Raw genomic sequence first — 20,982 nt, 5'->3', positions numbered from 1 at the left:
GAAAATCCGCCTGAGGGCGATTATCGACAAGACTTGACCATCAGCATGGAGACAAAACGATGGCAGTGAGTGCAAACCGGCTTGAACTTCTTCAGATTGCCGACGCGGTTGCGCGCGAAAAGTCGATCGACCGCGACATCGTGCTTGCCGCAATGTCCGATGCGATCCAGAAGGCCGCCCGCTCGCGCTACGGCACGGAGTCCAACATCAAGGCCGACATCAACCCGAAGACCGGCGAGATGAAGCTGCAGCGTCTGCTCGAAGTCGTCGAGCATGCCGAAGACTATTCGCGCGAAATTCCGCTGCTTCTGGCCCGTGACCGCAACCCCGATGCGCAGATCGGCGACTTCATTGCCGATCCGCTGCCGCCGATGGATTTCGGCCGCATCGCCGCCCAGTCTGCCAAGCAGGTTATCGTGCAGAAGGTGCGCGAAGCCGAGCGTGACCGCCAGTTCGACGAATACAAGGATCGGATCGGCGAAATCATCAACGGCACCGTCAAGCGCGTTGAATATGGCAATGTCATTGTCGATCTCGGTCGTGGCGAAGGCATCATCCGCCGCGATGAAATGATCCCGCGCGAAGCCATGCGCCCCGGTGATCGCGTCCGCGCCTTCGTTTACGACGTGCGTCGCGAACAGCGCGGCCCGCAGATCTTCCTGTCGCGCACCCATCCGCAGTTCATGGTCAAGCTCTTCACCATGGAAGTGCCGGAAATCTATGACGGTGTGATCGAGATCCGCTCGGTCGCCCGCGATCCGGGCTCGCGCGCCAAGATTGCCGTCATCTCCAACGATTCCTCGATCGATCCGGTCGGCGCCTGCGTCGGTATGCGCGGTAGCCGCGTCCAGGCAGTCGTCGGCGAATTGCAGGGCGAAAAGATCGACATCATTCCGTGGTCGAACGATCCGGCAACCTTCATCGTCAACGCCCTGCAGCCGGCGGAAGTGGCCAAGGTCGTTCTGGACGAAGATGCCGAACGGATCGAAGTCGTGGTTCCGGATGAGCAGTTGTCGCTCGCCATCGGCCGCCGCGGTCAGAACGTCCGTCTGGCCTCGCAGCTGACCGGCTGGGATATCGACATCCTCACCGAGGCTGAAGAATCCGAGCGCCGCCAGAAGGAATTCAACGAACGCACCAAGCTGTTCATGGACTCGCTCGATGTCGACGAAATGGTCGGCCAGGTCCTGGCTTCCGAAGGCTTCGCCCAGGTCGAAGAACTCGCCTATGTCGATCCGTCGGAAATCTCGTCCATCGATGGTTTCGATGACGAAACCGCCGAGGAAATTCAGAGCCGCGCTCGCGAATATCTCGAAAAGCTCGAAGCCGAAATGGATGCCAAGCGCAAGCAACTCGGCGTTTCCGACGATCTTTACAAGATCGAGGGCCTGACGGCGCAGATGCTGGTCGTCCTCGGCGAGGACGGCATCAAGACGATGGAAGATTTCGCCGGCTGCGCTGCCGACGACCTCGTCGGCTGGACCGAAAAGAAGAACGGCGAGACCAAGCGTTTCGAAGGTCTGTTCTCGAAGTTCGACGTATCGCGCACCGATGCCGAGGCCATGGTCGTTCAGGCACGTCTGGCCGCCGGCTGGATCACCGAAGAAGATCTCGCCAAGGAAGCAGAGGCTGAAGAAACTGAAGACGACAGCGAAAACGGCTGAGGCGAAGGCCGGCACGGCCCCTGCGGACGACACCGGTGCGGATGACGCACCGGTGAGCGAACGCATGTGCATCGTGACAAGGCAGCATGCCGAGCCGGATCAGTTGATTCGGTTCGTGGCGGCGCCGGACGGATCGGTTGTCGCCGATCTCAAGCGTAGTCTGCCGGGCCGCGGCTGTTCTGTGTCCGCCCGGCGCGACCTTGTCGAGAAGGCCATCAAGAAGAACCTGTTCGCACGGGCTCTGCGACGCGATGTCACCCCGGCGCCAGATCTCGCCGACCAGTTGGATCGGCTTCTGGTGCAGAATCTTGCCGGCATGATCAACCTTGCCCGCAAGGCCGGTCAGCTCGTGTCCGGCGCGACAAAGGTCGACAATGCCGTTCGCTCTGGTGAAGCCGTTGCGGTTTTCCATGCAACGGATGCGGCCGATGATGGTGTGCGCAAAATCTCCCAGGCCCGCAAGGCTTGGTCGATGATGATGGACGAAGAGGAAGATATCCCCGTCTTTCGCCTGCTTTCTTTCGAAGAAATGCGCGAACTGATGGGCGATAATGCATTTATCCATGCCGTGGTGCTTGCAGGGCAGGCCGGTGAGGGTGTAGTGAAGCGCGCGAAACTGCTCGAAAGCTATCGTGGCGGCGAGGCATGACATTGGCATTTGACAGCAATTGCCACGATTATTTGAAGGCGAAGGGCGCCTGCGCATGATGTAGGAACGCTCTGGAAAAACGGGACCGGAATGACGGACAACAACGACGACAAGACACTGCATGTATCGGGTAAGAAGACACTGACGCTCAAGCCGTCGGGCCTTCAGCAGGGTACGGTGCGCCAGGATATGGGGCGCGGCCGAACCAAGGCCGTCGTCGTGGAGACCCGCAAACGCCGACCGCATCGTCCGGAAGACGACAAGCCACAGCAGGCCCCCGTTCAGCAGCAGGCACCGCAGCCGGTGCGTCCGCCGCAGCCGGCCCAGCGCGTTCAGCCGCCGGTTCAGCAGCGCGTTCAACCGACGGAACACCGTCGCCCGGATTCGAACCGCCAGGGCAATGTGCTGAGCGACCTTTCCGCAAGCGAAATGGAAGCACGCCGCAGGGCACTTGCCGAGGCACAGATCCGCGACGCCGAAGAGGCTCGCATCCGCGCCGAGGAAGACGCTCGCCGCGCCAAGGTTGCCGCTGAAGAAGCTGCACGCCGGGCCGCGGAAGAAGCCGCCCGCAAGGAAGCCGAGAAGAATGCTCCGGTTGCCGAAGCACCGGTTCAGGCCGCCGAACCGGTGAAGCCGGCCGTGGTGGAAACGCCGGCCATTGCTCCCGCTCCGGTCCAGGCACGCCGTCCGGATTCGCGCCCTGCAGCTGCACCGACTCCTGCCGCGGCTCAGCCGGCTCGGCCCAACCTCAGCCAGCCTCCGCGTGGTCGCGGTCGTGCCGAGGACGAAGAAGAAGATCGGTCCGGCCGTGGCGGTGCGCCGCGTGGCGGCAGCAAGGTTCCGAACCGCGTTGAAGTTCCGAAGCCGACCCGCAAGGTCGACGACAACCGTCGTGCGCCCTCCAAGGTGATCGTGAGCGGTGATGATGATGATGGCGGCCAGCGCGGCCGTTCGCTGGCTGCGATCCGTCGCCGTCAGGAAAAGTTCCGCCGTGCCCAGATGCAGGAAGTTCGTGAAAAGATTTCCCGCGAAGTCATCCTGCCGGAAACCATCACCATCCAGGAACTCAGCCAGCGCATGTCCGAACGTGCGGTCGACGTGATCAAGTTCCTGATGAAGGAAGGCCAGATGATGAAGCCGGGCGACATCATCGATGCCGACCTTGCTGAACTGATCGCCGTTGAATTCGGCCATACCGTCAAGCGCGTCTCCGAATCCGATGTTGAAGAAGGCATCTTCAACGTTCAGGACGAAGCCGAGGAAATGCTGCCGCGTGCGCCGGTCGTCACCATCATGGGTCACGTCGACCACGGCAAGACCTCGCTGCTCGACGCTATCCGCAATGCAAATGTGGTGGCTGGCGAAGCCGGCGGCATCACCCAGCATATCGGCGCCTATCAGGTCGAGAAGAATGGTCACAAGATCACCTTCATCGACACGCCGGGCCACGCCGCATTCACCGCAATGCGCGCCCGTGGTGCCCAGGTTACCGATATCGCGATCCTCGTGGTTGCGGCCGATGACAGCGTGATGCCGCAGACGATCGAATCGATCAACCACGCCAAGGCGGCGGGTGTTCCGATCATCGTCGCGATCAACAAGGTCGACAAGCCGACTGCAAACCCGCAGAAGGTCCGCACCGAACTGCTTCAGCACGAAGTTTTCGTCGAAACCATGGGCGGTGAAGTGCTCGACGTGGAAGTGTCGGCCAAGACCGGCGCCAACCTCGACAAGCTGCTCGAAGCCATTCTGCTGCAGGCGGAAATTCTCGATCTTCGCGCCAATCCGAACCGGACGGCCGAAGGTTCGGTGGTGGAAGCCAAGCTCGATCGTGGTCGCGGTTCCGTCGCCACTGTTCTCGTGCAGAAGGGTACGCTGCGTCCTGGCCAGATCATCGTTGCCGGCGACCAGTGGGGCCGTGTCCGCGCGCTCGTCAATGATCGCGGCGAACATATCAAGGAAGCCGGTCCGGCCATGCCGGTCGAAATCCTCGGCCTTCAGGGCACGCCACAGGCAGGCGACAAGTTTGCCGTGGTCGAGAATGAAAGCCGCGCCCGCGAAATCGCCGAATATCGCCAGCGTCTGGCCCGCGAAAAGGCGGTTGCCCGCCATGCAGGCCAGCGTGGTTCGCTCGAACAGATGATGACGCAGCTCACTGCTGCCGGCGTCAAGGAATTCCCGCTCGTGATCAAGGGCGACGTGCAGGGCTCGATCGAAGCCATTGCCGGCGCTCTCGACAAGATCTCGACCGGCGAAGTCCGTGCCCGCATCGTCCATTCGGGTGCAGGCGCCATCACCGAGTCGGATATCTCGCTCGCGGAAGCTTCGAACGCGGCCATCATCGGCTTCAACGTTCGTGCCAACCCGCAGGCGCGCGATGCGGCCGAACGGGCCGGCATCGAAATCCGCTACTACAACATCATCTACGACCTGACCGATGACGTGAAGGCTGCCATGTCCGGCCTCTTGCCGCCGGAACGCCGCGAAACCTTCCTGGGTTACGCGACGATCAAGGAAGTCTTCAACATTACCAAGGTCGGCAAGGTTGCGGGCTGCCAGGTTACCGAAGGCAAGGTCGAACGTGGCGTCGGTGTGCGCCTGCTGCGCGACAACGTTGTCATTCACGAAGGCAAGCTCAAGACCCTCAAGCGCTTCAAGGACGAAGTCTCGGAAGTTCAGGTCGGTCAGGAATGCGGTATGGCCTTCGAGAACTACGAAGACATTCGCGCCAACGATGTGATCGAATGCTTCCGCGTCGAAATGATCACGCGTTCGCTTTGATCGATTGCTATTCGATCTAATAGAAATGGCGGCTCAGGCCGCCATTTTTGATTCCCAAGTACTCAATCCGGCATTCCTTTCGCGATTCGCCGCCCTCGTCGCCGCTCATAATAAGAGCTTGTTCGTCCACCTAGCTTCTGCACACATCACGACACCGAACCGAAAGATGTCGGTAGCGATCGCAGTGCGAATGCTGCGGCGCAAGCTTCTAACAAGCCTGCCGCGCTAGAGGTCCCTTCCGACAGTTCGACATGATGAAGGAAGGCCTATGGTAAAGGCACGCACACTCTCCAGCCCGGGAACGCCGCTTCGCTACGACGCAGGCAACAGACTGGTCTCGGTGTCCTTTGAAAGAGATCCGTCGGAATATGCCGATATTCTGCTGACAGCGGATCGCTTCACGCAACCTGGCCGCAAGCTGCGTTTCTGGCAGGTCGCGTTGAGTGCACTTGGTGCCGGCTCCGCAGTTGGTCTCGCCATGGAAGCCTATCGCCGTTTCCTGCTGCCGGATCTCGTCGATACGGCCATCATCCCCCCGCTGCCGGTCGTCGTCTTGCAGTTCCTGCCTTTCGTCCTGCTGATTGTCGCAGCGGCACTCGCCCGCTCCTGGTATCAGCACGGCAAGAAGCGCCGCGCCCTTATCGCCCAGTTTGCACCCGATCAGTTTATCGACATCGACATCTATGAGAACGGTATCGAGGCAAGCCATGGCGATATCATCACCTGGCTGCCCTGGACTTCGGTTCGCGAAGTGGCCCAAGTGAAGGGACGCATTGAAATCATCGGCGAAACCTTCGTCACCTACCTGCCGGAACGGGCGTTCCCCGATACAGCAAACTTCCGCATGGCGGCTGCCCAGATCGAACTGCAATTCGGCCTGTCGCGCCCGGCACCCGCGCCGGCTGCACCTGCAATCGTGGCGGCTGCGGAAACCGAAGCGTCTTCCGAGCAGGAAGCGGCCTGATACCGGGTGCAAACACCTCCCGCTCTTGACCTTTGGAGATAAAAGGTTCATTGGACCGCGCTTGACCCGCGGCCAATCCGGGCCGTTCCATTGGAAGACAAATGACCAAAGCCACCACGTCTGCACCCTCCCAGCGCATGCTGAAGGTGGGTGAGCAAGTTCGCGCAGCCCTGACACAGATCCTGCAGCGCGGCGAAATCATCGATCCGATCATCGAGGCGACCGTCGTCTCGATTTCGGAGGTGCGCATGTCGCCGGATCTCAAGATCGCGACGGCCTATGTGACGCCGATCGGGATCGGCGATCACAATGCGCTGGTGGCGGCGCTCAACAAGCATGCCCGCTTCATTCGCGGCAAGCTCGGCCCCTCGCTCCGGCAGATGAAATATATGCCGGAAGTTCGTTTCCGCGATGACACAAGCTTTGAGAATTTCCGCAAGATCGATGAGTTGCTGAAATCGCCGGAAGTGGCGCGCGACCTCGATTCCGAACAAGAAGAAGACAAAGACTAAGCATGTCCAAACCGAGAAAACCGAAAGGTCGGCCGATTTCCGGCTGGCTGATCCTCGACAAGCCGTTCGATTTCGGCTCCACCGAAGCCGTTTCAAAGATCAAGTGGCTCTTCAAGGCCCAGAAGGCTGGCCATGCCGGTACGCTCGATCCGCTCGCATCCGGCATGTTGCCGATCGCGCTCGGGGATGCGACGAAAACCGTCCCTTACGTGATGGATGGTCGCAAGATCTATGAATTCGCCGTGGCTTGGGGCGAGGAACGCTCGACAGACGATCTCGAAGGCGAGGTGACACAAACCTCCGACGCCCGTCCGGATGAAGCGGCGATCCTCGCCATCCTGCCACGCTACACCGGCACGATCGAGCAGATCCCGCCGCAGTTCTCGGCCATCAAGATCGCCGGTGAACGCGCCTATGATCTGGCACGCGAAGGAGAGACGATCGAAATTCCCGCGCGCGAGGTCGAAATCCATCGGTTGACGCTGCTGCGGGCCGACAAGGACCGGGCCTGGTTCGAGGTCGAATGCGGCAAGGGCACCTATGTCCGTTCGCTCGCACGCGATTTCGGCCGCGATCTCGGCTGCTACGGCCATATAGCTGAACTGCGCCGCACCTATGTGGCGCCATTCGATGAAGACAAGATGGTCCCGCTCGCAACCCTCGTCGCGCTTGAAGAGATCGAGGACCAGGACGAGCGTCTTGCCGCCCTCGACGCCTATTTGATCGATACGACCGAGGCCCTCTCGCAGTTGCCGCATCTCGCCGTCACCGATGATCAGGCCCGCCGCATCCGTTCCGGCAACCCGATCATCCTGCGCGGTCGCGATGCCCCGCTTCCGGCGCCAGAAGCTTACGCGACGCTCAAGGGCGATCTCGTGGCGATCGGCGCCATCGAGGAAGGCGAGTTCCGGCCGAAGCGGGTGTTTGGGTAACCGATCGCGATTTCCCGATCCGGTTCGTTCAGACCTTGTCAGATGAGTATCGTGGACATACTGATGTTGTTTTCAACCTCAGGTGAGAAATGGCACTCGGTCGCGTGGTTTATGTTGTTGTCGTCATCTTGCTCGGCGTGGCATCGATCAGCGCCAATGCATTTCCGATGGAAACAGGACTTGTTATCCTCTTTGGATGTCAGTCTCTGATGCAGGTTTTGACCTTCCCGTTAGGCTTCATTGCAAGTCTTTTTGCGGGAGGTCTGATCTATTCAGGTGTTTTCACGCCCTTGGAGTCCCTGCTGTTCGCCACGCCGCTTTTTGCCGGGCTCGGATATTGGCAATGGTTCCATCTGTTGCCGCGGATTTATGGTCGGGCTCCGGACCCGACCCAGACTTCATGAACCGGGATACCTGCGCTCTCAGCGAGCGTTCGGATGAACATCCCTGCGCACCCCTTCCCTTTCATGACAATTTCGTTTATAGGCCCGGCAGGTTTGCGGTACTCCCGCTCCTGATCACTGGCCAAAGCTGGACGACATCCCGGCTTTGGGCGTCTAAAAAATCCCTAACCGAAAGGATCACCCGATGTCGATCACTGCAGAGCGCAAGGCAGAGCTCATCAAGAAGTTCGCAACCGTCGAAGGCGACACCGGCTCTCCGGAAGTCCAGGTTGCCATCCTGACCGAGCGGATCAACAATCTGACCGAGCATTTCAAGGGCCACAAGAAGGACAACCACTCGCGTCGTGGCCTTCTGAAGATGGTTTCCAGCCGCCGTTCGCTTCTCGACTATCTGAAGAAGAAGGACGAAGGCCGTTATCAGACCCTGATCGGCGCACTCGGCATTCGCCGCTAACATTAAACGGCGGAGGGGCACCACCCTTCCGCCGCTTTCTTTCGTGCCTCTTTCAGGCACAGACCCGAACCGGATAGGCCGGCAAGGGTAGTCAACCGCCCATCATGGGGCAGGATTGCAGCATGTTTCCGGGTCCTTGCGGCCCAAAGGCACGAAACCTGCCGCTGTCTTGCCCGTGATGAGCCCAAAAACGTCAAGCGCGACCGGCCGAATGGTTCGGCTGCGCACCGAAGGACAAGATATGTTTGAAACCCACAAGGTTGAAATCGAATGGGCAGGTCGCCCGCTCATTCTGGAAACCGGCAAGATCGCCCGTCAGGCTGACGGCGCCGTGCTCGCCACCTATGGCGAAACCGTTGTTCTTGCCACTGTCGTTTCCGCCAAGGAACCGAAGCCCGGCCAGGACTTCTTCCCGCTGACCGTCAATTATCAGGAAAAGACCTACGCCGCCGGCAAGATCCCGGGTGGCTACTTCAAGCGCGAAGGCCGTCCGAGCGAAAACGAAACGCTGGTTTCGCGCCTGATCGACCGCCCGATCCGCCCGCTGTTCCCGGATGGCTACAAGAACGATACCCAGGTCGTCGTCACCGTTCTCCAGCACGACCTCGAGAACAATCCGGACGTCCTGTCGATGGTTGCCACCTCGGCAGCGCTCACGATCTCCGGCGTTCCCTTCATGGGTCCGGTCGGTGGTGCACGCGTCGGCTATATCAACGGCGAATATGTGCTCAACCCGCATCTCGACGAGATGGATGAATCGAGCCTCGACCTCGTCGTCGCCGGTACGTCCGATGCCGTTCTGATGGTGGAATCGGAAGCCAAGGAACTCAACGAAGAAGTCATGCTCGGCGCCGTGATGTTCGGTCATCGCGGCTTCCAGCCGGTGATCGATGCGATCATCAAGTTGGCCGAAGCTGCCGCCAAGGAACCGCGCGACTTCGTCGCTCCGGATCATTCCGCACTCGAAGCCGAAATGCTGAAGATCTCGGAAGAAGAACTGCGCGCCGCCTACAAGATCACCAACAAGGCCGCCCGCTACGCGGCTGTCGATGCCGTCAAGGCAAAGGTGAAGGCGCATTTCGTTGATGCCGAAGGCAACTCGACCTACCCGTCCGACGTGATCGGTGCCGTGTTCAAGGAACTGCAGGCCAAGATCGTTCGCTGGAACATTCTCGACACGAAGAGCCGCATCGACGGCCGCGACCTCTCGACCGTTCGTCCGATCGTCGCCGAAGTCGGCGTCCTGCCGCGCACCCATGGTTCGGCCCTCTTCACCCGCGGTGAAACCCAGGCGCTCGTCGTTGCCACGCTCGGCACCGGCGAAGACGAGCAGTATGTCGATTCCTTGACAGGCATGTACAAGGAAACCTTCATGCTGCATTACAACTTCCCGCCCTACTCGGTCGGTGAAACCGGCCGCATGGGTTCGCCGGGTCGTCGCGAAATCGGCCATGGCAAGCTCGCCTGGCGCGCTGTCCATCCGATGCTGCCGGCCGCCGAACAGTTCCCCTACACGCTGCGCGTCGTATCGGAAATCACTGAGTCGAATGGCTCGTCGTCGATGGCCACCGTTTGCGGCACCTCGCTCGCACTCATGGATGCCGGCGTTCCGCTCGCCAAGCCGGTCGCCGGTATTGCCATGGGCCTGATCCTCGAAGGCGACCGCTTCGCAGTCCTCTCCGACATTCTCGGTGACGAAGATCATCTCGGCGACATGGACTTCAAGGTTGCGGGCACTGCCGACGGCATCACCTCGCTGCAGATGGACATCAAGATCGCCGGTATTACCGAAGAGATCATGAAGGTTGCTCTGGAGCAGGCTCAGGGCGGTCGTACCCATATTCTCGGTGAAATGGCCAAGGCCATCAGCGAAGGCCGTTCGCAGCTCGGCGAATTCGCACCGCGCATCGAAACCATGACTATTCCGGTCGACAAGATCCGCGAAGTCATCGGTTCGGGCGGCAAGGTCATCCGCGAAATCGTCGAAAAGACCGGCGCCAAGATCAACATCGAAGACGATGGCACGATCAAGATCGCCTCGGCCTCCGGCAAGGAAATCGAAGCGGCCCGCAAGTGGATCCACTCGATCGTCGCCGAGCCGGAAGTCGGCCAGATCTACGAAGGCACGGTCGTCAAGACCGCAGATTTCGGCGCTTTCGTCAACTTCTTCGGCCCGCGTGATGGTCTCGTGCACATCTCCCAGCTCGCTTCCGAGCGCGTTGCCAAGACCTCTGACGTCGTCAAGGAAGGCGACAAGGTCTGGGTCAAGCTCCTGGGCTTCGACGAGCGCGGCAAGGTTCGCCTGTCGATGAAGGTCGTCGACCAGGCCACCGGCAAGGAAATCGTTGCTGAAAAGAAGAAGGAAGCCGAAGACGCCGAATAAGCGCTTCGACCCTTTTCATCCATTCAGGGCGCGGGCATTCTGCTCGCGCCTTTTCATTGAGAGCCGACCATGAGCCGTGATGCCGTCAAGACCCTGTTCCACCCTTTCGCAACCCTGACGCTGACACCTCCGCCTGCGGGCGAAAAGGTGCTGTTTCTCGGTGCGGAAACCGGTTTTCAACTGCCCGAAGGCTTTGAGGCCCACATCCTCGCGGTTCAATCCTTCCGGCCGCTCCATCTCGCGCTGGAACGCCAGGGCATGGAAGCGCAACCCTTCTCCGAAGGCAGCGACTATGATGCCGCACTCATCCTGATGAGCCGCCATCGCGGCCTCAACGAGGCCTATCTTGCCGATGCGCTGGAACGGGTCCGCGCTGGCGGGCTGGTGGTCGTTGCAGGATCGAAAGAGGATGGCGTCCAGTCGCTTCGCAAGCGTCTCACCGCCCTCGGGCTCGATCTCGATCATCTGGCCAAATACCATGCGCAGGCCTTCTGGTTCCGGACCTCAGGCGACAGTGCGGCTCTGCTCGCCAGCCTCAAGCCGGCTGAGACGGTGGTTGCCGGCCAGTTCCGCACCCTGCCAGGCATGTTTTCACATGAAGAGATCGACCCTGGTTCCGCATTCCTCGCGCGCTATCTGCCCAAGGACTTCCGCAAGGATGCCGCCGATTTTGGCGCAGGATGGGGCTATCTGACCTCTGAGCTTTACGCGAAGTCGCCCGCCGTGGCGTCGATCGATCTCTATGAGGCCGATCATCTGGCGCTGGAAGCGGCCCGGAAGAACATCACCGCGCTCCATCCCAGCCTGCAGACACGCTATCATTGGCACGATCTTGCGCGCGAGGAGGTCAAGGCCCGGTATGATCTCATCATCATGAACCCGCCCTTCCATGAAGGCCATGCGGCAGAGCCCGGTCTTGGCCAGGCCTTCATCAAGACGGCGTCCAAGGCGCTGCGGCCCGGTGGCGAATTGTTGCTGGTCGCCAACCGTGGCCTTCCCTACGAGCCCATTCTGGCGGCAGAGTTCAAATCGAGCGGCGAAACCGCACGCAATGCCCGTTTCAAGGTCTTGTGGGCGAAGAAGTAAGTCGTGGTTACCTTAGCGTGAACAAATGCTTCCTTGACCTTGCCGGTCGGGACAAGGCTCAATCTGCTCTTGAGCTCAGATCCACCTCCCGCCGGCAACGTCTTCTGCGATTTTACAGCGATTATCCTGAGGATGATCCGGCTGAAGCCTTGCTCAAAGATGTCAAAATTGTGTGATGGCATAGCGGCTCTTCTTTAGACTTTGAAATTGCTCATGAATTGCACAGGAATAATTTTCGGCTTTTTCTGGACAGTCGGCACCAAAGCGCATAATTTAACTGCAGATGCCATTTAATTATCCTCCGGCGCCAAATCATGCCTAAAGAAACTGCCAGCGACAAATATTCCGCCGCGGCCGGATTGGCTTCGGCGATTGGCGACTGCGCGGCGACTTATGGCATCGACATCAATCCCATCTGCAAGGCACTCGATCTCGACCCGAGCACATTCTCCGACCTGACCGGACGGATCAGCCTTGATCGCCTGTGCCGGCTGATGGAGACCTGTGCATTGATTGCGAACGATGAAGCTTTCGGGATCAAGTGTATCGATTATTTCAAGCCGGGCTCCTCAGGTCCTCTCGGCTACGGATTGATGGCGGCACCGACCGCGCTAGACTTTTTCCGCTTTATGGCCGAGCATCAGCGCTTCGGATCGGAAAAAAGTTACTCGAGATTTACAATCGACGCTTCAGGTGCGGAAATCGTATCAACTTATTCTCCACTGATCGTGAAGCGGGATCAGTATGTCGATATGGCCATCGGCCTGATCATGGCCCGGCTACGCGCGATCCTCGGCACCGCCATCGATCTCGTCGAAGTCGGCCTGGAACGTGCCAAACCCAGGAATCTCGCAATTTTCCGCGAAAAGATTACCCGGAAGGTCTCGTTCGGATGCCGACTGAACTCCGTAAGGCTCCCTGCAGAACTGTTTTCTATACGCAATCCACATGGCGACCAAAGGCTGTTCCAGTTGATGGATCTGCAATGTCGAGCGTTGTTGCCGAAACAACCGGATGAACGCGATTTCACCGAGGATCTGAAAGAGTATCTTTTAACGCGAATTTCAGACTACCAGGTCAACCTTTCGGACGCGGCTGACTATTTCCATGTTTCGGAACGAACGCTCCAGCGTCGGCTTGCCGAAACCGGAACCAGTCTCAACGACCTGCGCGATGAGGTGCGCCGTGAATTGGCTGAAAAGCTCCTGACCGACAGCGACCTCAGTGCAAGTGAAATTGCACTGCGACTTGGCTATTCGGCGCCGAGTGCATTTACCCGCTCCACCCTGCGCTGGTTCGGCAAAACGCCTCGCGAAGTTCGGCGGATATCGACTGCAACAAATGGCTGAAACGGCCTGCGGGCCCGTATTGCGTCGACAATAAGGCAAATATTTTAAATCGATTTTGATGACGCATCTAAGCCAGCGTGACGCAATTTAACATCAGCTGATGTTTTTGGCGCGCGATGTGAATGCCAAATGACCCAATTTGAGGCATAAGCCTCACCAATCTCCGAGCGAGGATAAAAATGTAACCGGGTGGTGTGAAGCCACACGGCAACCAGCCTCTGATCTCGCTCTTGGCGCGAATAGACGTAGACACCAAACCGAACGGCAATGGGAGTAGTCGACGGAAACATTGTATCGGAATGACGATGGTTCTGAATGGAAGACAGTACAAGGTCGAGAATGTTGATTACGGCCTGACGCATATGGAACTCGAATGCCTGAGGCTTACTGCACATGGCGTGAAGGCCCAGGAGATCAGCCAGCAGCTCAATGCCAGCGAGAGAGAGATCGAAATTCTGCTCTACTGCGTCGAGCGAAAACTGAATGCAAGAAACCGGCTACATGCGGTTGGTATCGCTGTCGCCAAGGGCTTGATCGGAATTGAATTGTAGCAGGGTCGATTCCGGTCGGGTGCTGCAAGTGCCTTTATGAACTTTGCCAGTAGCGCGTCCTCCCGCGCTCTCTAGTTTCAGAAGTCCGAAGGCGGCGGACCACTTGCAGCACCAACAAAAAGGGCGTCGTGCATGAAGCGCGACGCCCTTTTCTATTGTTTGTCCTCGCCTCTCCGATCAATCCTGATCGGCACGCCCAAGCGCTTCGAGCGTCGGCATGGAGGTGATGTTGTAGCCGGAATCCACATAGTGGATTTCGCCAGTCACGCCCTTGGACATGTCCGACAACAGATAGAGGGCCGAGTTGCCGACATCTTCGATAGTTACAGTCCGGCGCAGCGGCGAATTCTTCTGTTGCCAGGAGAGCATGGCGCGCGCATCGGAAATACCGGCGCCGGCCAGCGTGCGGATCGGTCCGGCCGAGATCGCATTGACCCGAATTCCACGGGGGCCGAAGTCCGACGAAAGATAGCGGACGGATGCCTCGAGGCCAGCCTTGGCAACACCCATCACGTTGTAGTTCGGCATCACGCGCATCGAGCCGCCATAGGTCAGCGTCAGCATGCTGCCGCCTTCGCCCATAAGATTGGCAGCCCGTTTGGCGACTTCGGTAAACGAGAAGCAGGAGATGACCATGGTGCGGACGAAGTTGTCACGCGTCGTATCGGCATAGAGGCCCTTGAGCTCGTTCTTGTCCGAGAAGCCAATGGCGTGAACCACAAAATCCAGTCCGCTCCAGCGCGCTTCAATGGACGAGAAAACCCGATCGACGGATTCGATATTCTCGACATCGCATTCGAGCAGGAAATCGGAATTGACTTCCGCAGCAAGCGGACGGACCCGTCGCTCGAGAGCCTCGCCCTGATAGGTGAAGGCCAATTCCGCGCCCTGTGCCGCCAAGGCCTTCGAAATGCCCCAGGCTATCGAATGGCTGTTGGCGACGCCCATGATCAGGCCGCGCTTTCCTTGCATGAGACCGTGCATTAAATCACCCGTTGAAACGTTCGAAAACGAGGGTTGCGTTGGTACCGCCGAAGCCGAAGGAGTTCGACAGAACGGTATCGATCTTGGCATCGTCGATGCGCTTGCGAACGATCGGAACACCTTCGAATTCCGGATCAAGCGTCTCGATATGAGCGCTTTCGCCGATGAACCTGTTCTGCATCATCAGGATCGAATAGATCGCTTCCTGCACGCCAGCAGCGCCAAGCGAGTGGCCGGTCAAAGACTTGGTCGACTGGACATGCGGGATTTCGCTGCCGAACACTTCGCGGATGGCGCCGATTTCCTTGCTGTCGCCCACCGGTGTCGATGTACCGTGCGTATTGATGTAATCGACCTTGTTCTTGACCGTGGAGAGAGCCTGGCGCATGCAGCGAATGGCGCCTTCACCCGACGGAGCCACCATGTCATATCCATCCGAAGTGGCGCCGTAACCGGTCAGTTCGCAATAGATCTTGGCGCCGCGCGCCTTGGCATGTTCCAGCTCTTCCAGAATGAGGACGCCCGCACCGCCGGCAATGACGAAACCGTCGCGGTTGGCGTCATAGGCACGCGAGGCATTGGCCGGCGTGTCGTTGTATTTGGAGGACATCGCACCCATGGCGTCGAACAGGTTCGACATGGTCCAGTCGAGATCTTCGTGACCACCGGCGAACATGACGTCCTGCTTGCCCCACTGGATCATTTCGGCGGCATTGCCGATGCAATGCGCAGACGTCGAACAGGCCGACGAGATCGAGTAGTTGACGCCGTGGATCTTGAACCAGGTGGCGAGCGTGGCCGAAGCGGTCGAGGACATGGCCTTTGGAACCGCAAACGGTCCGATGCGCTTCGGCGAATTGTTCTGGCGAGTGATGTCGGCCGCTTCGACGATCTGGCGCGTCGACGGGCCACCCGAGCCCATGATGATGCCGGTGCGCTCGTTGGAGATATCCTTCTCCTCAAGACCGGAGGCCGCGATCGCCTGAAGCATGGCGATATGGTTCCATTGGCCACCCTGCGAGAGGAAACGTGTCGCGCGGCGGTCGACCATGCCCGTCACGTCGAGGTTCGGCTGACCCCAGACCTGGCACTTGAAACCGTGTTCAGCGAAATCCGGCGAATGGCTGATGCCCGATCGCGCGCTACGCAGGGATTCGGTTACTTCGTCGGCATTGTTGCCGATCGATGACACGATGCCCAATCCGGTTACAACGACACGTCTCATGGTAATTCACCTTCAGTGATTAACGTTATGCGGCAGAGCGGAAACTGCTCAGGCCGCCTTGTCCTTCGACAGGCCGACGCGCAGGTCGGACGCCTGGTAAATCAGCTCGCCATCTGCCTTGAGCCAGCCGTCTGCGGTTCCGAGAACCAGACGGCCACGCATGACGCGCTTGAAATCGATGCCGAATTCCAGAAGCTTCGTATGAGGACGAACCATCCCCTTGAACTTGACCTCTCCGGTGGAGAGCGCCATGCCGCGACCTTCTTCTCCGAGCCAGCCGAGGAAGAAGCCGGTCAACTGCCACATGCCATCGAGGCCAAGGCATCCCGGCATGATGGGATTGCCTTCGAAATGGCAGGGGAAATACCAGTCATCCGGGCGCACATCATATTCCGCGCGGATATAGCCCTTGTCGAAAGCGCCGCCGGTCTCGGAAATGTCGGTGATACGGTGAACCATCAGCATCGGCGGAAGCGGCAATTGCGCATTGCCGGGCCCGAACAGTTCGCCATGGGCACAGGACAGAATTTCCTCATAGCTGTAACTGGATTTCCGTTCGCTCATCTGAGGATACTCCCTGTCGTTTCCCGTTCGTCTCGCCTTGGCCCATTGCGGGCATGCTTTGTTGTTGCCGCCAATATATGATGCCAAGGCAAAAAGCCAACCCAAATAGCAGCTTTCCTGGGGCCGACCGCCGGCAAATGTCGAAAACCTGTTGAAAGCCCGAACCTGAGACGGTATATCGTTGACAAAAATACTCTTATTTTTCGCGAAGCTAGGGCAGAAGGTTTATGACCGCTGACAACATGATCAAGACAGAGGCGAGATTGCGGCAGGTGGGGTTGCGGCCCACCCGGCAACGCCTCGCCTTGGCATCGCTCCTGTTTGCCAAGGGCGACCGGCATCTGACAGTGGAAGAATTGCATGCCGAGGCGGCCGATGCCGGCATCGATGTGTCGCTCGCCACCGTTTACAACACGCTGCACCAGTTTACCGAAGCGCGGATGATCCGGGTGCTCGCAGTCGAAGGCAGCCGCACCTATTTCGACACCAATGTGTCGGATCACCACCACTTCTTCATTGAAGGCCGCAACGAAGTGCTCGACATTCCGTTGTCGAACATCGCAATCGCCAATCTGCCGGAGCCCCCGGAAGGCATGGAGATCGCCAATGTCGACGTGGTCATCCGGCTGCGTGAAAAGACGGTGTGAGGCAAGGCCGCTTTAAGGCGGCCTTTGTGCCCTCGTTGGTCACCCCATCAGATCATCGGGATTGCGGCCTGGTCTTCTCTTGTAAACCGGGAAAGTCCAGCCAAACAGCAGCGCTCCGCCACGAATGACGAGAGCCGTGGCCATGGCCAGCGCAAAACAGGCCCCCTGCCCCAGACCGAACGAAGAGGCGAGCGTGTATACGCCAGCGCCTGCAAGCGCCGCCGAAACGTAGATTTCCGGCCTCAACAGCACGGAGGGTTCGCCGGCGACGATATCGCGCAGAATGCCGCCAAAGGCCGATGTCAGCATGCCGGTGACAATGGCGACGACCGGCGATCCGGTCACCGCGAGCCCCTTGGCGGCGCCGAGCGCCGCATAGGCTGCAAGACCGACCGCATCGAGCCAGAGCAGCAGCCGGTAGCGCGATTCAAACAGATGGGCGGTGAAATAGACGAGAATGCCGGAACCGAGGCAGACGAGAAGGTAGTTCGGGTTCTTGACCCAGAAGACCGGCAACTGGCCGAGGATGACATCGCGGAAGGTGCCGCCGCCGATGCCGGTAATGGCCGCCAGAAAGACGAAGCCGACCATATCGAGCTGCTTGCGGCTCGCAGACAGAGCACCGGTTGCCGCGAAGACGGCGATGGCCAGATAATCAAGAAATTCCAGAATCGTCATGCGCTTCTCCCTCCCCGGATCTGCTCAGGCCGACTGCGAAATGTCAATTGCCGCGCAACCTTGCCATGTTATCTGTTGAAAATCACGATTCGCGTAGCACTTGAGGCAAGATCATGAAGCGTTTTCTGACGGGCTTGGCACTGATTGCCGGCATGCTTGCCGCTTTCCCGGCTCAGGCGGCGGATGATGCCCTGATCCAGCGCGCAACAGAACGCGAAAGGGCGACTTTCGGCCCGGCCTGCGGCGAGATGTCTTTCCTTCCCGAGGCCTTCATCGTCGGCGATTTCTCAAAGGATGGCAACGACGATGTCATCGTCAATGCTGCTGTCGTTTCCTGCGGCGGCGCGATCGGTTCGGAATGCAATGATTTCGGCTGTCCCTTCCGCATTTACGTTCAGGCCGACGATGGCAAACTCAACTATGTCACCCAGGTGCGGGCGTTCGACATGAAACAGGGCTACCTTTACGGCATCCGCAATCTGAAGTTCCGTATCAAGGGCAAACATTGCCAGAAACTCGGTCGCTCCAGCTGCACCATCATCACCCGCATCGAAAACCGGGAACTGGTGACGATCGCAACGGAATAGGGTGCCAACTTGCTTAGAACTCTGATCTTCGCATCGCTGCTTCTTTTTCCCGCATTCGGTTGGGCCGGCGACGCGGTCGCCGTCATCGACCAGGAAAAGCTCAAGCTCGCCGCCCGCTGCGAGACATTGTCCTTTTCCGAGGATTTCGTCACCCTCGACGATCTAAACTTCGATCAGGTCGATGACGCGGTGACCCATGGTGGCGGCGTTATCTGCAACGGCAAGAAGGGTCCCGAATGCACCATGCTGGGCTGCCCGTTCCGCGTCTATGCGGGACAGGACAATGGCGGCTTTCGTCTGGCTGCTGAAATAACCGCCTTTTCCTACCACGCCGGCTATCGCTATGGCGTCAAGGTCATCCAGTTCCAGCTCGCCGCGATGCATTGCGGCAAGACCAGCCTGTCGCCCTGCACGCTCACCACCCGGCTGCATGGCAACCGGCTCGAGATCATCTCCAAGGAGTGATCCCGACCCTTCCCCGATCAGGGAACCAGTTCGCTGTTGCGTCCCGAAAAATAGGCGACGAGGAGCGCCAGCCATTCCCGTGCCGCCGTGGACGTCAACTGGCTGTTGAGGGTCGGCTGCGTGAAATCAATCCCGAGTTCGACATGACCGCTCGCGCGATAATCCGTCGGCCAGGGCGTCAACGACAGTCTTTCGGTCCGGAATAGCGCCATGGCGCGCGGCATATGGTAGGCGGAGGTGATGAGCAGGCAATCCGCGAGCTGCTCGCGTTTGAGGATGGCAGCGGTTTCGGTAGCGTTTTCAGCCGTATTGCGCGAGCGGGTTTCGACTAGGAGGCGAGCCGGATCGATGCCCATAGCGCTCAAGAAATCGCCAGCCAGTTCGGCATCGCCGCGATAGGTGCCCGAGAAAGATCCGTCGCCGCCGGAAACCAGAATGCGTGCTCCTGGAAAAAGTCGCGCCAACCTTGCCGTCTCGATGAAGCGATCGGCCGACTGGTTGACCTCAAAGCCGCCGCGCCCCGCCGTCACCTCGAGATCGAAGGCGCCGCCAAGCACGACCATGCACTGAACATTGGCGGGCAATTCAGGGCGCTTGTAACGTGCTTCGAGGACCTGAAGGCCCCAGGCTCCGACTGAGGTAAAGAGCGTGCCGAACAGGAGAAGCACGGCCAACGAAAGAATGGCGCCCGCCAGTCGGACGCGCCGCAGCATAACGAGCAGCAGCGCGGCCAGAATCATCAGGAACGTGAGGGATAGCGGCTGGACCAGCAGCCATCCGATTTTCCCGATCACGAACATCCGTTACTAGCCCGATCAGCCGCGACCGAAGGTCGGGTTGGTTGCCGCTGGCTCGGCAGCAGCCTTGCTGCGCCGCATCCAGGCGAACAGGACAGCAAGAACAAGGCCGCCAGCGATGATGCCGATGGCCAGCAGCGGCCTATAGGCAAACCAGCCGACCGCAATGACCACCGGCCCGATGATCAAGGTCAGGACCAGAGCAATCAAGGTCGTTCCGCCGCGCACGATCGAGCCGACAAAGGGGATGATATCGCCGATCACGCCCAGGAAGCCGAACAGCATCTTGAAGCCGATGAACAGAGCCAGAAGACCACCGGCACGGATCAGCCAGGTGATCATGGTATTTTCGGCCTGAGCCTGTTCGAACATGGCAGCCGCATCCTTGGCGCCGGGCGCGCTCAGAAGAATGCCGCGTCCATTGGAGGATTTGAAGTTTTCGATCGTATCGCCCTTTTGCGCACCGACAAAGCTGGCTTCGGAAAGGTCGGACCGTTCGAAACGTACGCGCATGTCGCCGATCTGCGGCGACGTCGAGGAGATGCCGATATAGAGATCCCCCTGGTTGATCTTCACCGGCTTGGTGGTGGCAATGACTTCCGCGATGCGGATCGCATCGCCCTCGGTCATGGCGATCCGCTGCTCGTTGGCGAGAGCGGCAACCCGCTTGCCATCGATCGTGAAGGCGCCGACGCTTGCGGCATCGACAACCGTCTCATTGTCTTCGATGGCGAAGGGCGGGTTCTGATGGCCTGTCGGCACCTTGAAATCCGACGAATCGACCGGCGTCGTGCGCCATTCCTTGGCATAACTATAGACCGTGGTGGTTTCCTCGCTGCCGCCGACATTCTTCTCGGTCTTGCTCTCGGATTTCTCGACCCACTGATACATTTCCACGTCGCGCGTGATGGCAAGGGCACCTTCTGCATCGACGCCGAGGTCGCTGTCCGACACGGTACCAAGCGCCTTCACCGGCCCGGTGATGTGGACCAGCTTGCCCTCGTTGGCCGGATCGATCTTCGCGGAATCGATAGAGACGACCAGGCCCGCACCTTCCACCAGCGACCGATAGGTCTGGATGGCGCGTCCTTCATTTGTGAAAAGGAAGTAGAGCGCCGCCAGCAGAAGAACAACACCGATCAAGACCTGCCAAAGCGCATTCTTCATGCGCGTGAACCACGATGTGTGGGTGGTTTCCGTAAAACTCATCTGAGCCCCCTCAGTTCGAACTGCATTCCCTGATTTCGGCGCAACCAGCCGAACCTTTCAGGACAGTTCTAAAACGTCCCATATCCACAGGCTATTC

At 59.3% G+C, this 20,982-nt stretch carries 21 protein-coding genes; 15 read left to right on the top strand and 6 right to left on the bottom strand.

Going from position 1 to position 20,982, the window contains the following annotated elements:
• Nucleotides 1–59 precede the first annotated feature (59 nt).
• From nusA to Q4481_RS00175, 12 genes are all read left to right on the top strand, one after another.
• Nucleotides 60–1,664, top strand: coding sequence for a transcription termination factor NusA (gene nusA, locus Q4481_RS00230; RefSeq protein WP_304374149.1), 1,605 nt, complete (start codon nucleotides 60–62; stop codon nucleotides 1,662–1,664).
• Complete coding sequence (locus tag Q4481_RS00225) at nucleotides 1,639–2,313, top strand: RNA-binding protein (protein WP_377352613.1); 675 nt, start codon at nucleotides 1,639–1,641, stop codon at nucleotides 2,311–2,313. The genes nusA and Q4481_RS00225 overlap by 26 nt, the downstream gene beginning before the upstream one ends.
• A gap of 90 nt (nucleotides 2,314–2,403) precedes the next feature.
• The gene (gene infB / locus Q4481_RS00220) at nucleotides 2,404–5,094 is read left to right on the top strand and encodes a translation initiation factor IF-2 (RefSeq protein ID WP_304374146.1); all 2,691 of its coding nucleotides are present in this window, start codon (nucleotides 2,404–2,406) and stop codon (nucleotides 5,092–5,094) included.
• A 268-nt stretch (nucleotides 5,095–5,362) separates the two neighbouring features.
• Nucleotides 5,363–6,058: a hypothetical protein gene (locus tag Q4481_RS00215; protein ID WP_304374145.1), complete on the top strand. Its 696-nt coding sequence runs from the start codon at nucleotides 5,363–5,365 to the stop codon at nucleotides 6,056–6,058.
• 101 nt (nucleotides 6,059–6,159) lie between these two features.
• Nucleotides 6,160–6,570: a 30S ribosome-binding factor RbfA gene (gene rbfA / locus Q4481_RS00210; protein ID WP_304374144.1), complete on the top strand. Its 411-nt coding sequence runs from the start codon at nucleotides 6,160–6,162 to the stop codon at nucleotides 6,568–6,570.
• 2 nt (nucleotides 6,571–6,572) lie between these two features.
• Entirely contained in the window at nucleotides 6,573–7,502 is a 930-nt protein-coding gene (truB, locus tag Q4481_RS00205; RefSeq protein ID WP_304374142.1) for a tRNA pseudouridine(55) synthase TruB, read from the top strand.
• A gap of 89 nt (nucleotides 7,503–7,591) precedes the next feature.
• On the top strand, nucleotides 7,592–7,906 hold the full coding sequence (locus Q4481_RS00200) for a hypothetical protein (RefSeq protein ID WP_304374141.1): 315 nt from the start codon (nucleotides 7,592–7,594) through the stop codon (nucleotides 7,904–7,906).
• A 184-nt stretch (nucleotides 7,907–8,090) separates the two neighbouring features.
• The gene (gene rpsO, locus Q4481_RS00195) at nucleotides 8,091–8,360 is read left to right on the top strand and encodes a 30S ribosomal protein S15 (RefSeq protein ID WP_304374140.1); all 270 of its coding nucleotides are present in this window, start codon (nucleotides 8,091–8,093) and stop codon (nucleotides 8,358–8,360) included.
• Nucleotides 8,361–8,601: 241 nt separating this feature from the next.
• On the top strand, nucleotides 8,602–10,743 hold the full coding sequence (gene pnp / locus Q4481_RS00190) for a polyribonucleotide nucleotidyltransferase (RefSeq protein ID WP_304374139.1): 2,142 nt from the start codon (nucleotides 8,602–8,604) through the stop codon (nucleotides 10,741–10,743).
• A gap of 69 nt (nucleotides 10,744–10,812) precedes the next feature.
• Nucleotides 10,813–11,829: a class I SAM-dependent methyltransferase gene (locus tag Q4481_RS00185; protein WP_304374137.1), complete on the top strand. Its 1,017-nt coding sequence runs from the start codon at nucleotides 10,813–10,815 to the stop codon at nucleotides 11,827–11,829.
• Between the two features lie 314 nt (nucleotides 11,830–12,143).
• Nucleotides 12,144–13,178 carry a helix-turn-helix domain-containing protein gene (locus Q4481_RS00180; RefSeq protein WP_304374136.1) on the top strand — a complete coding sequence of 345 codons (1,035 nt, stop codon included), beginning with the start codon at nucleotides 12,144–12,146 and terminating at the stop codon, nucleotides 13,176–13,178.
• A gap of 299 nt (nucleotides 13,179–13,477) precedes the next feature.
• A complete protein-coding gene (locus tag Q4481_RS00175) occupies nucleotides 13,478–13,729 on the top strand; it encodes a helix-turn-helix domain-containing protein (protein ID WP_304374134.1) in 252 nt (83 codons plus the stop codon).
• A gap of 177 nt (nucleotides 13,730–13,906) precedes the next feature.
• Here the strand turns inward: Q4481_RS00175 and fabI are convergent, their stop codons facing one another.
• Genes fabI through fabA form a run of 3 tightly spaced genes read right to left on the bottom strand, consistent with a single transcriptional unit; the run spans nucleotide 13,907 to nucleotide 16,502 of the window.
• Nucleotides 13,907–14,713 (bottom strand): enoyl-ACP reductase FabI, encoded by an 807-nt coding sequence (fabI, locus tag Q4481_RS00170; protein WP_304374133.1) that lies wholly within the window; start codon nucleotides 14,711–14,713, stop codon nucleotides 13,907–13,909.
• 4 nt (nucleotides 14,714–14,717) lie between these two features.
• A complete protein-coding gene (gene fabB / locus Q4481_RS00165; protein ID WP_304374132.1) occupies nucleotides 14,718–15,938 on the bottom strand; it encodes a beta-ketoacyl-ACP synthase I in 1,221 nt (406 codons plus the stop codon).
• A gap of 48 nt (nucleotides 15,939–15,986) precedes the next feature.
• A complete protein-coding gene (gene fabA, locus Q4481_RS00160) occupies nucleotides 15,987–16,502 on the bottom strand; it encodes a 3-hydroxyacyl-[acyl-carrier-protein] dehydratase FabA (RefSeq protein ID WP_304374130.1) in 516 nt (171 codons plus the stop codon).
• 227 nt (nucleotides 16,503–16,729) lie between these two features.
• Between fabA and irrA the strand changes: the two genes are divergently transcribed.
• Nucleotides 16,730–17,149 (top strand): iron response transcriptional regulator IrrA, encoded by a 420-nt coding sequence (gene irrA / locus Q4481_RS00155; RefSeq protein ID WP_304374129.1) that lies wholly within the window; start codon nucleotides 16,730–16,732, stop codon nucleotides 17,147–17,149.
• Between the two features lie 39 nt (nucleotides 17,150–17,188).
• Here irrA and Q4481_RS00150 read toward each other — a convergent pair whose 3' ends face one another.
• A complete protein-coding gene (locus tag Q4481_RS00150; protein WP_304374127.1) occupies nucleotides 17,189–17,827 on the bottom strand; it encodes a trimeric intracellular cation channel family protein in 639 nt (212 codons plus the stop codon).
• 113 nt (nucleotides 17,828–17,940) lie between these two features.
• Between Q4481_RS00150 and Q4481_RS00145 the strand changes: the two genes are divergently transcribed.
• Nucleotides 17,941–18,414 carry a hypothetical protein gene (locus Q4481_RS00145; protein WP_304374126.1) on the top strand — a complete coding sequence of 158 codons (474 nt, stop codon included), beginning with the start codon at nucleotides 17,941–17,943 and terminating at the stop codon, nucleotides 18,412–18,414.
• A 9-nt stretch (nucleotides 18,415–18,423) separates the two neighbouring features.
• Nucleotides 18,424–18,879 (top strand): hypothetical protein, encoded by a 456-nt coding sequence (locus tag Q4481_RS00140; protein WP_304374125.1) that lies wholly within the window; start codon nucleotides 18,424–18,426, stop codon nucleotides 18,877–18,879.
• Nucleotides 18,880–18,896: 17 nt separating this feature from the next.
• On the opposite strand, the gene Q4481_RS00135 is transcribed toward Q4481_RS00140, so the two are convergent.
• Both Q4481_RS00135 and Q4481_RS00130 read right to left on the bottom strand, forming a co-directional pair.
• Complete coding sequence (locus Q4481_RS00135; protein WP_304374123.1) at nucleotides 18,897–19,679, bottom strand: YdcF family protein; 783 nt, start codon at nucleotides 19,677–19,679, stop codon at nucleotides 18,897–18,899.
• A gap of 15 nt (nucleotides 19,680–19,694) precedes the next feature.
• The gene (locus Q4481_RS00130; protein ID WP_304374122.1) at nucleotides 19,695–20,885 is read right to left on the bottom strand and encodes a TMEM43 family protein; all 1,191 of its coding nucleotides are present in this window, start codon (nucleotides 20,883–20,885) and stop codon (nucleotides 19,695–19,697) included.
• Nucleotides 20,886–20,982 lie beyond the last annotated feature (97 nt).

Source organism: Fluviirhizobium alvei (genome assembly GCF_030551875.1).
Classification (GTDB): Bacteria; Pseudomonadota; Alphaproteobacteria; order Rhizobiales; family Rhizobiaceae; genus Rhizobium_E; species Rhizobium_E alvei.
This window is presented reverse-complemented; position numbering and strand designations above follow the sequence as displayed.

Excerpts from the sequence above, each read along its gene's own strand:
- nusA (WP_304374149.1), top strand. The coding sequence starts at position 60 with ATGGCAGTGAGTGCAAACCGGCTTGAACTTCTTCAGATTGCCGACGCG.
- infB (WP_304374146.1), top strand. The coding sequence starts at position 2,404 with ATGACGGACAACAACGACGACAAGACACTGCATGTATCGGGTAAGAAG.
- Q4481_RS00215 (WP_304374145.1), top strand. The coding sequence starts at position 5,363 with ATGGTAAAGGCACGCACACTCTCCAGCCCGGGAACGCCGCTTCGCTAC.
- rbfA (WP_304374144.1), top strand. The coding sequence starts at position 6,160 with ATGACCAAAGCCACCACGTCTGCACCCTCCCAGCGCATGCTGAAGGTG.
- truB (WP_304374142.1), top strand. The coding sequence starts at position 6,573 with ATGTCCAAACCGAGAAAACCGAAAGGTCGGCCGATTTCCGGCTGGCTG.
- Q4481_RS00200 (WP_304374141.1), top strand. The coding sequence starts at position 7,592 with ATGGCACTCGGTCGCGTGGTTTATGTTGTTGTCGTCATCTTGCTCGGC.
- rpsO (WP_304374140.1), top strand. The coding sequence starts at position 8,091 with ATGTCGATCACTGCAGAGCGCAAGGCAGAGCTCATCAAGAAGTTCGCA.
- pnp (WP_304374139.1), top strand. The coding sequence starts at position 8,602 with ATGTTTGAAACCCACAAGGTTGAAATCGAATGGGCAGGTCGCCCGCTC.
- Q4481_RS00185 (WP_304374137.1), top strand. The coding sequence starts at position 10,813 with ATGAGCCGTGATGCCGTCAAGACCCTGTTCCACCCTTTCGCAACCCTG.
- Q4481_RS00180 (WP_304374136.1), top strand. The coding sequence starts at position 12,144 with ATGCCTAAAGAAACTGCCAGCGACAAATATTCCGCCGCGGCCGGATTG.
- Q4481_RS00175 (WP_304374134.1), top strand. The coding sequence starts at position 13,478 with ATGACGATGGTTCTGAATGGAAGACAGTACAAGGTCGAGAATGTTGAT.
- fabI (WP_304374133.1), bottom strand. The coding sequence starts at position 14,713 with ATGCACGGTCTCATGCAAGGAAAGCGCGGCCTGATCATGGGCGTCGCC.
- fabB (WP_304374132.1), bottom strand. The coding sequence starts at position 15,938 with ATGAGACGTGTCGTTGTAACCGGATTGGGCATCGTGTCATCGATCGGC.
- fabA (WP_304374130.1), bottom strand. The coding sequence starts at position 16,502 with ATGAGCGAACGGAAATCCAGTTACAGCTATGAGGAAATTCTGTCCTGT.
- irrA (WP_304374129.1), top strand. The coding sequence starts at position 16,730 with ATGACCGCTGACAACATGATCAAGACAGAGGCGAGATTGCGGCAGGTG.
- Q4481_RS00150 (WP_304374127.1), bottom strand. The coding sequence starts at position 17,827 with ATGACGATTCTGGAATTTCTTGATTATCTGGCCATCGCCGTCTTCGCG.
- Q4481_RS00145 (WP_304374126.1), top strand. The coding sequence starts at position 17,941 with ATGAAGCGTTTTCTGACGGGCTTGGCACTGATTGCCGGCATGCTTGCC.
- Q4481_RS00135 (WP_304374123.1), bottom strand. The coding sequence starts at position 19,679 with ATGTTCGTGATCGGGAAAATCGGATGGCTGCTGGTCCAGCCGCTATCC.
- Q4481_RS00130 (WP_304374122.1), bottom strand. The coding sequence starts at position 20,885 with ATGAGTTTTACGGAAACCACCCACACATCGTGGTTCACGCGCATGAAG.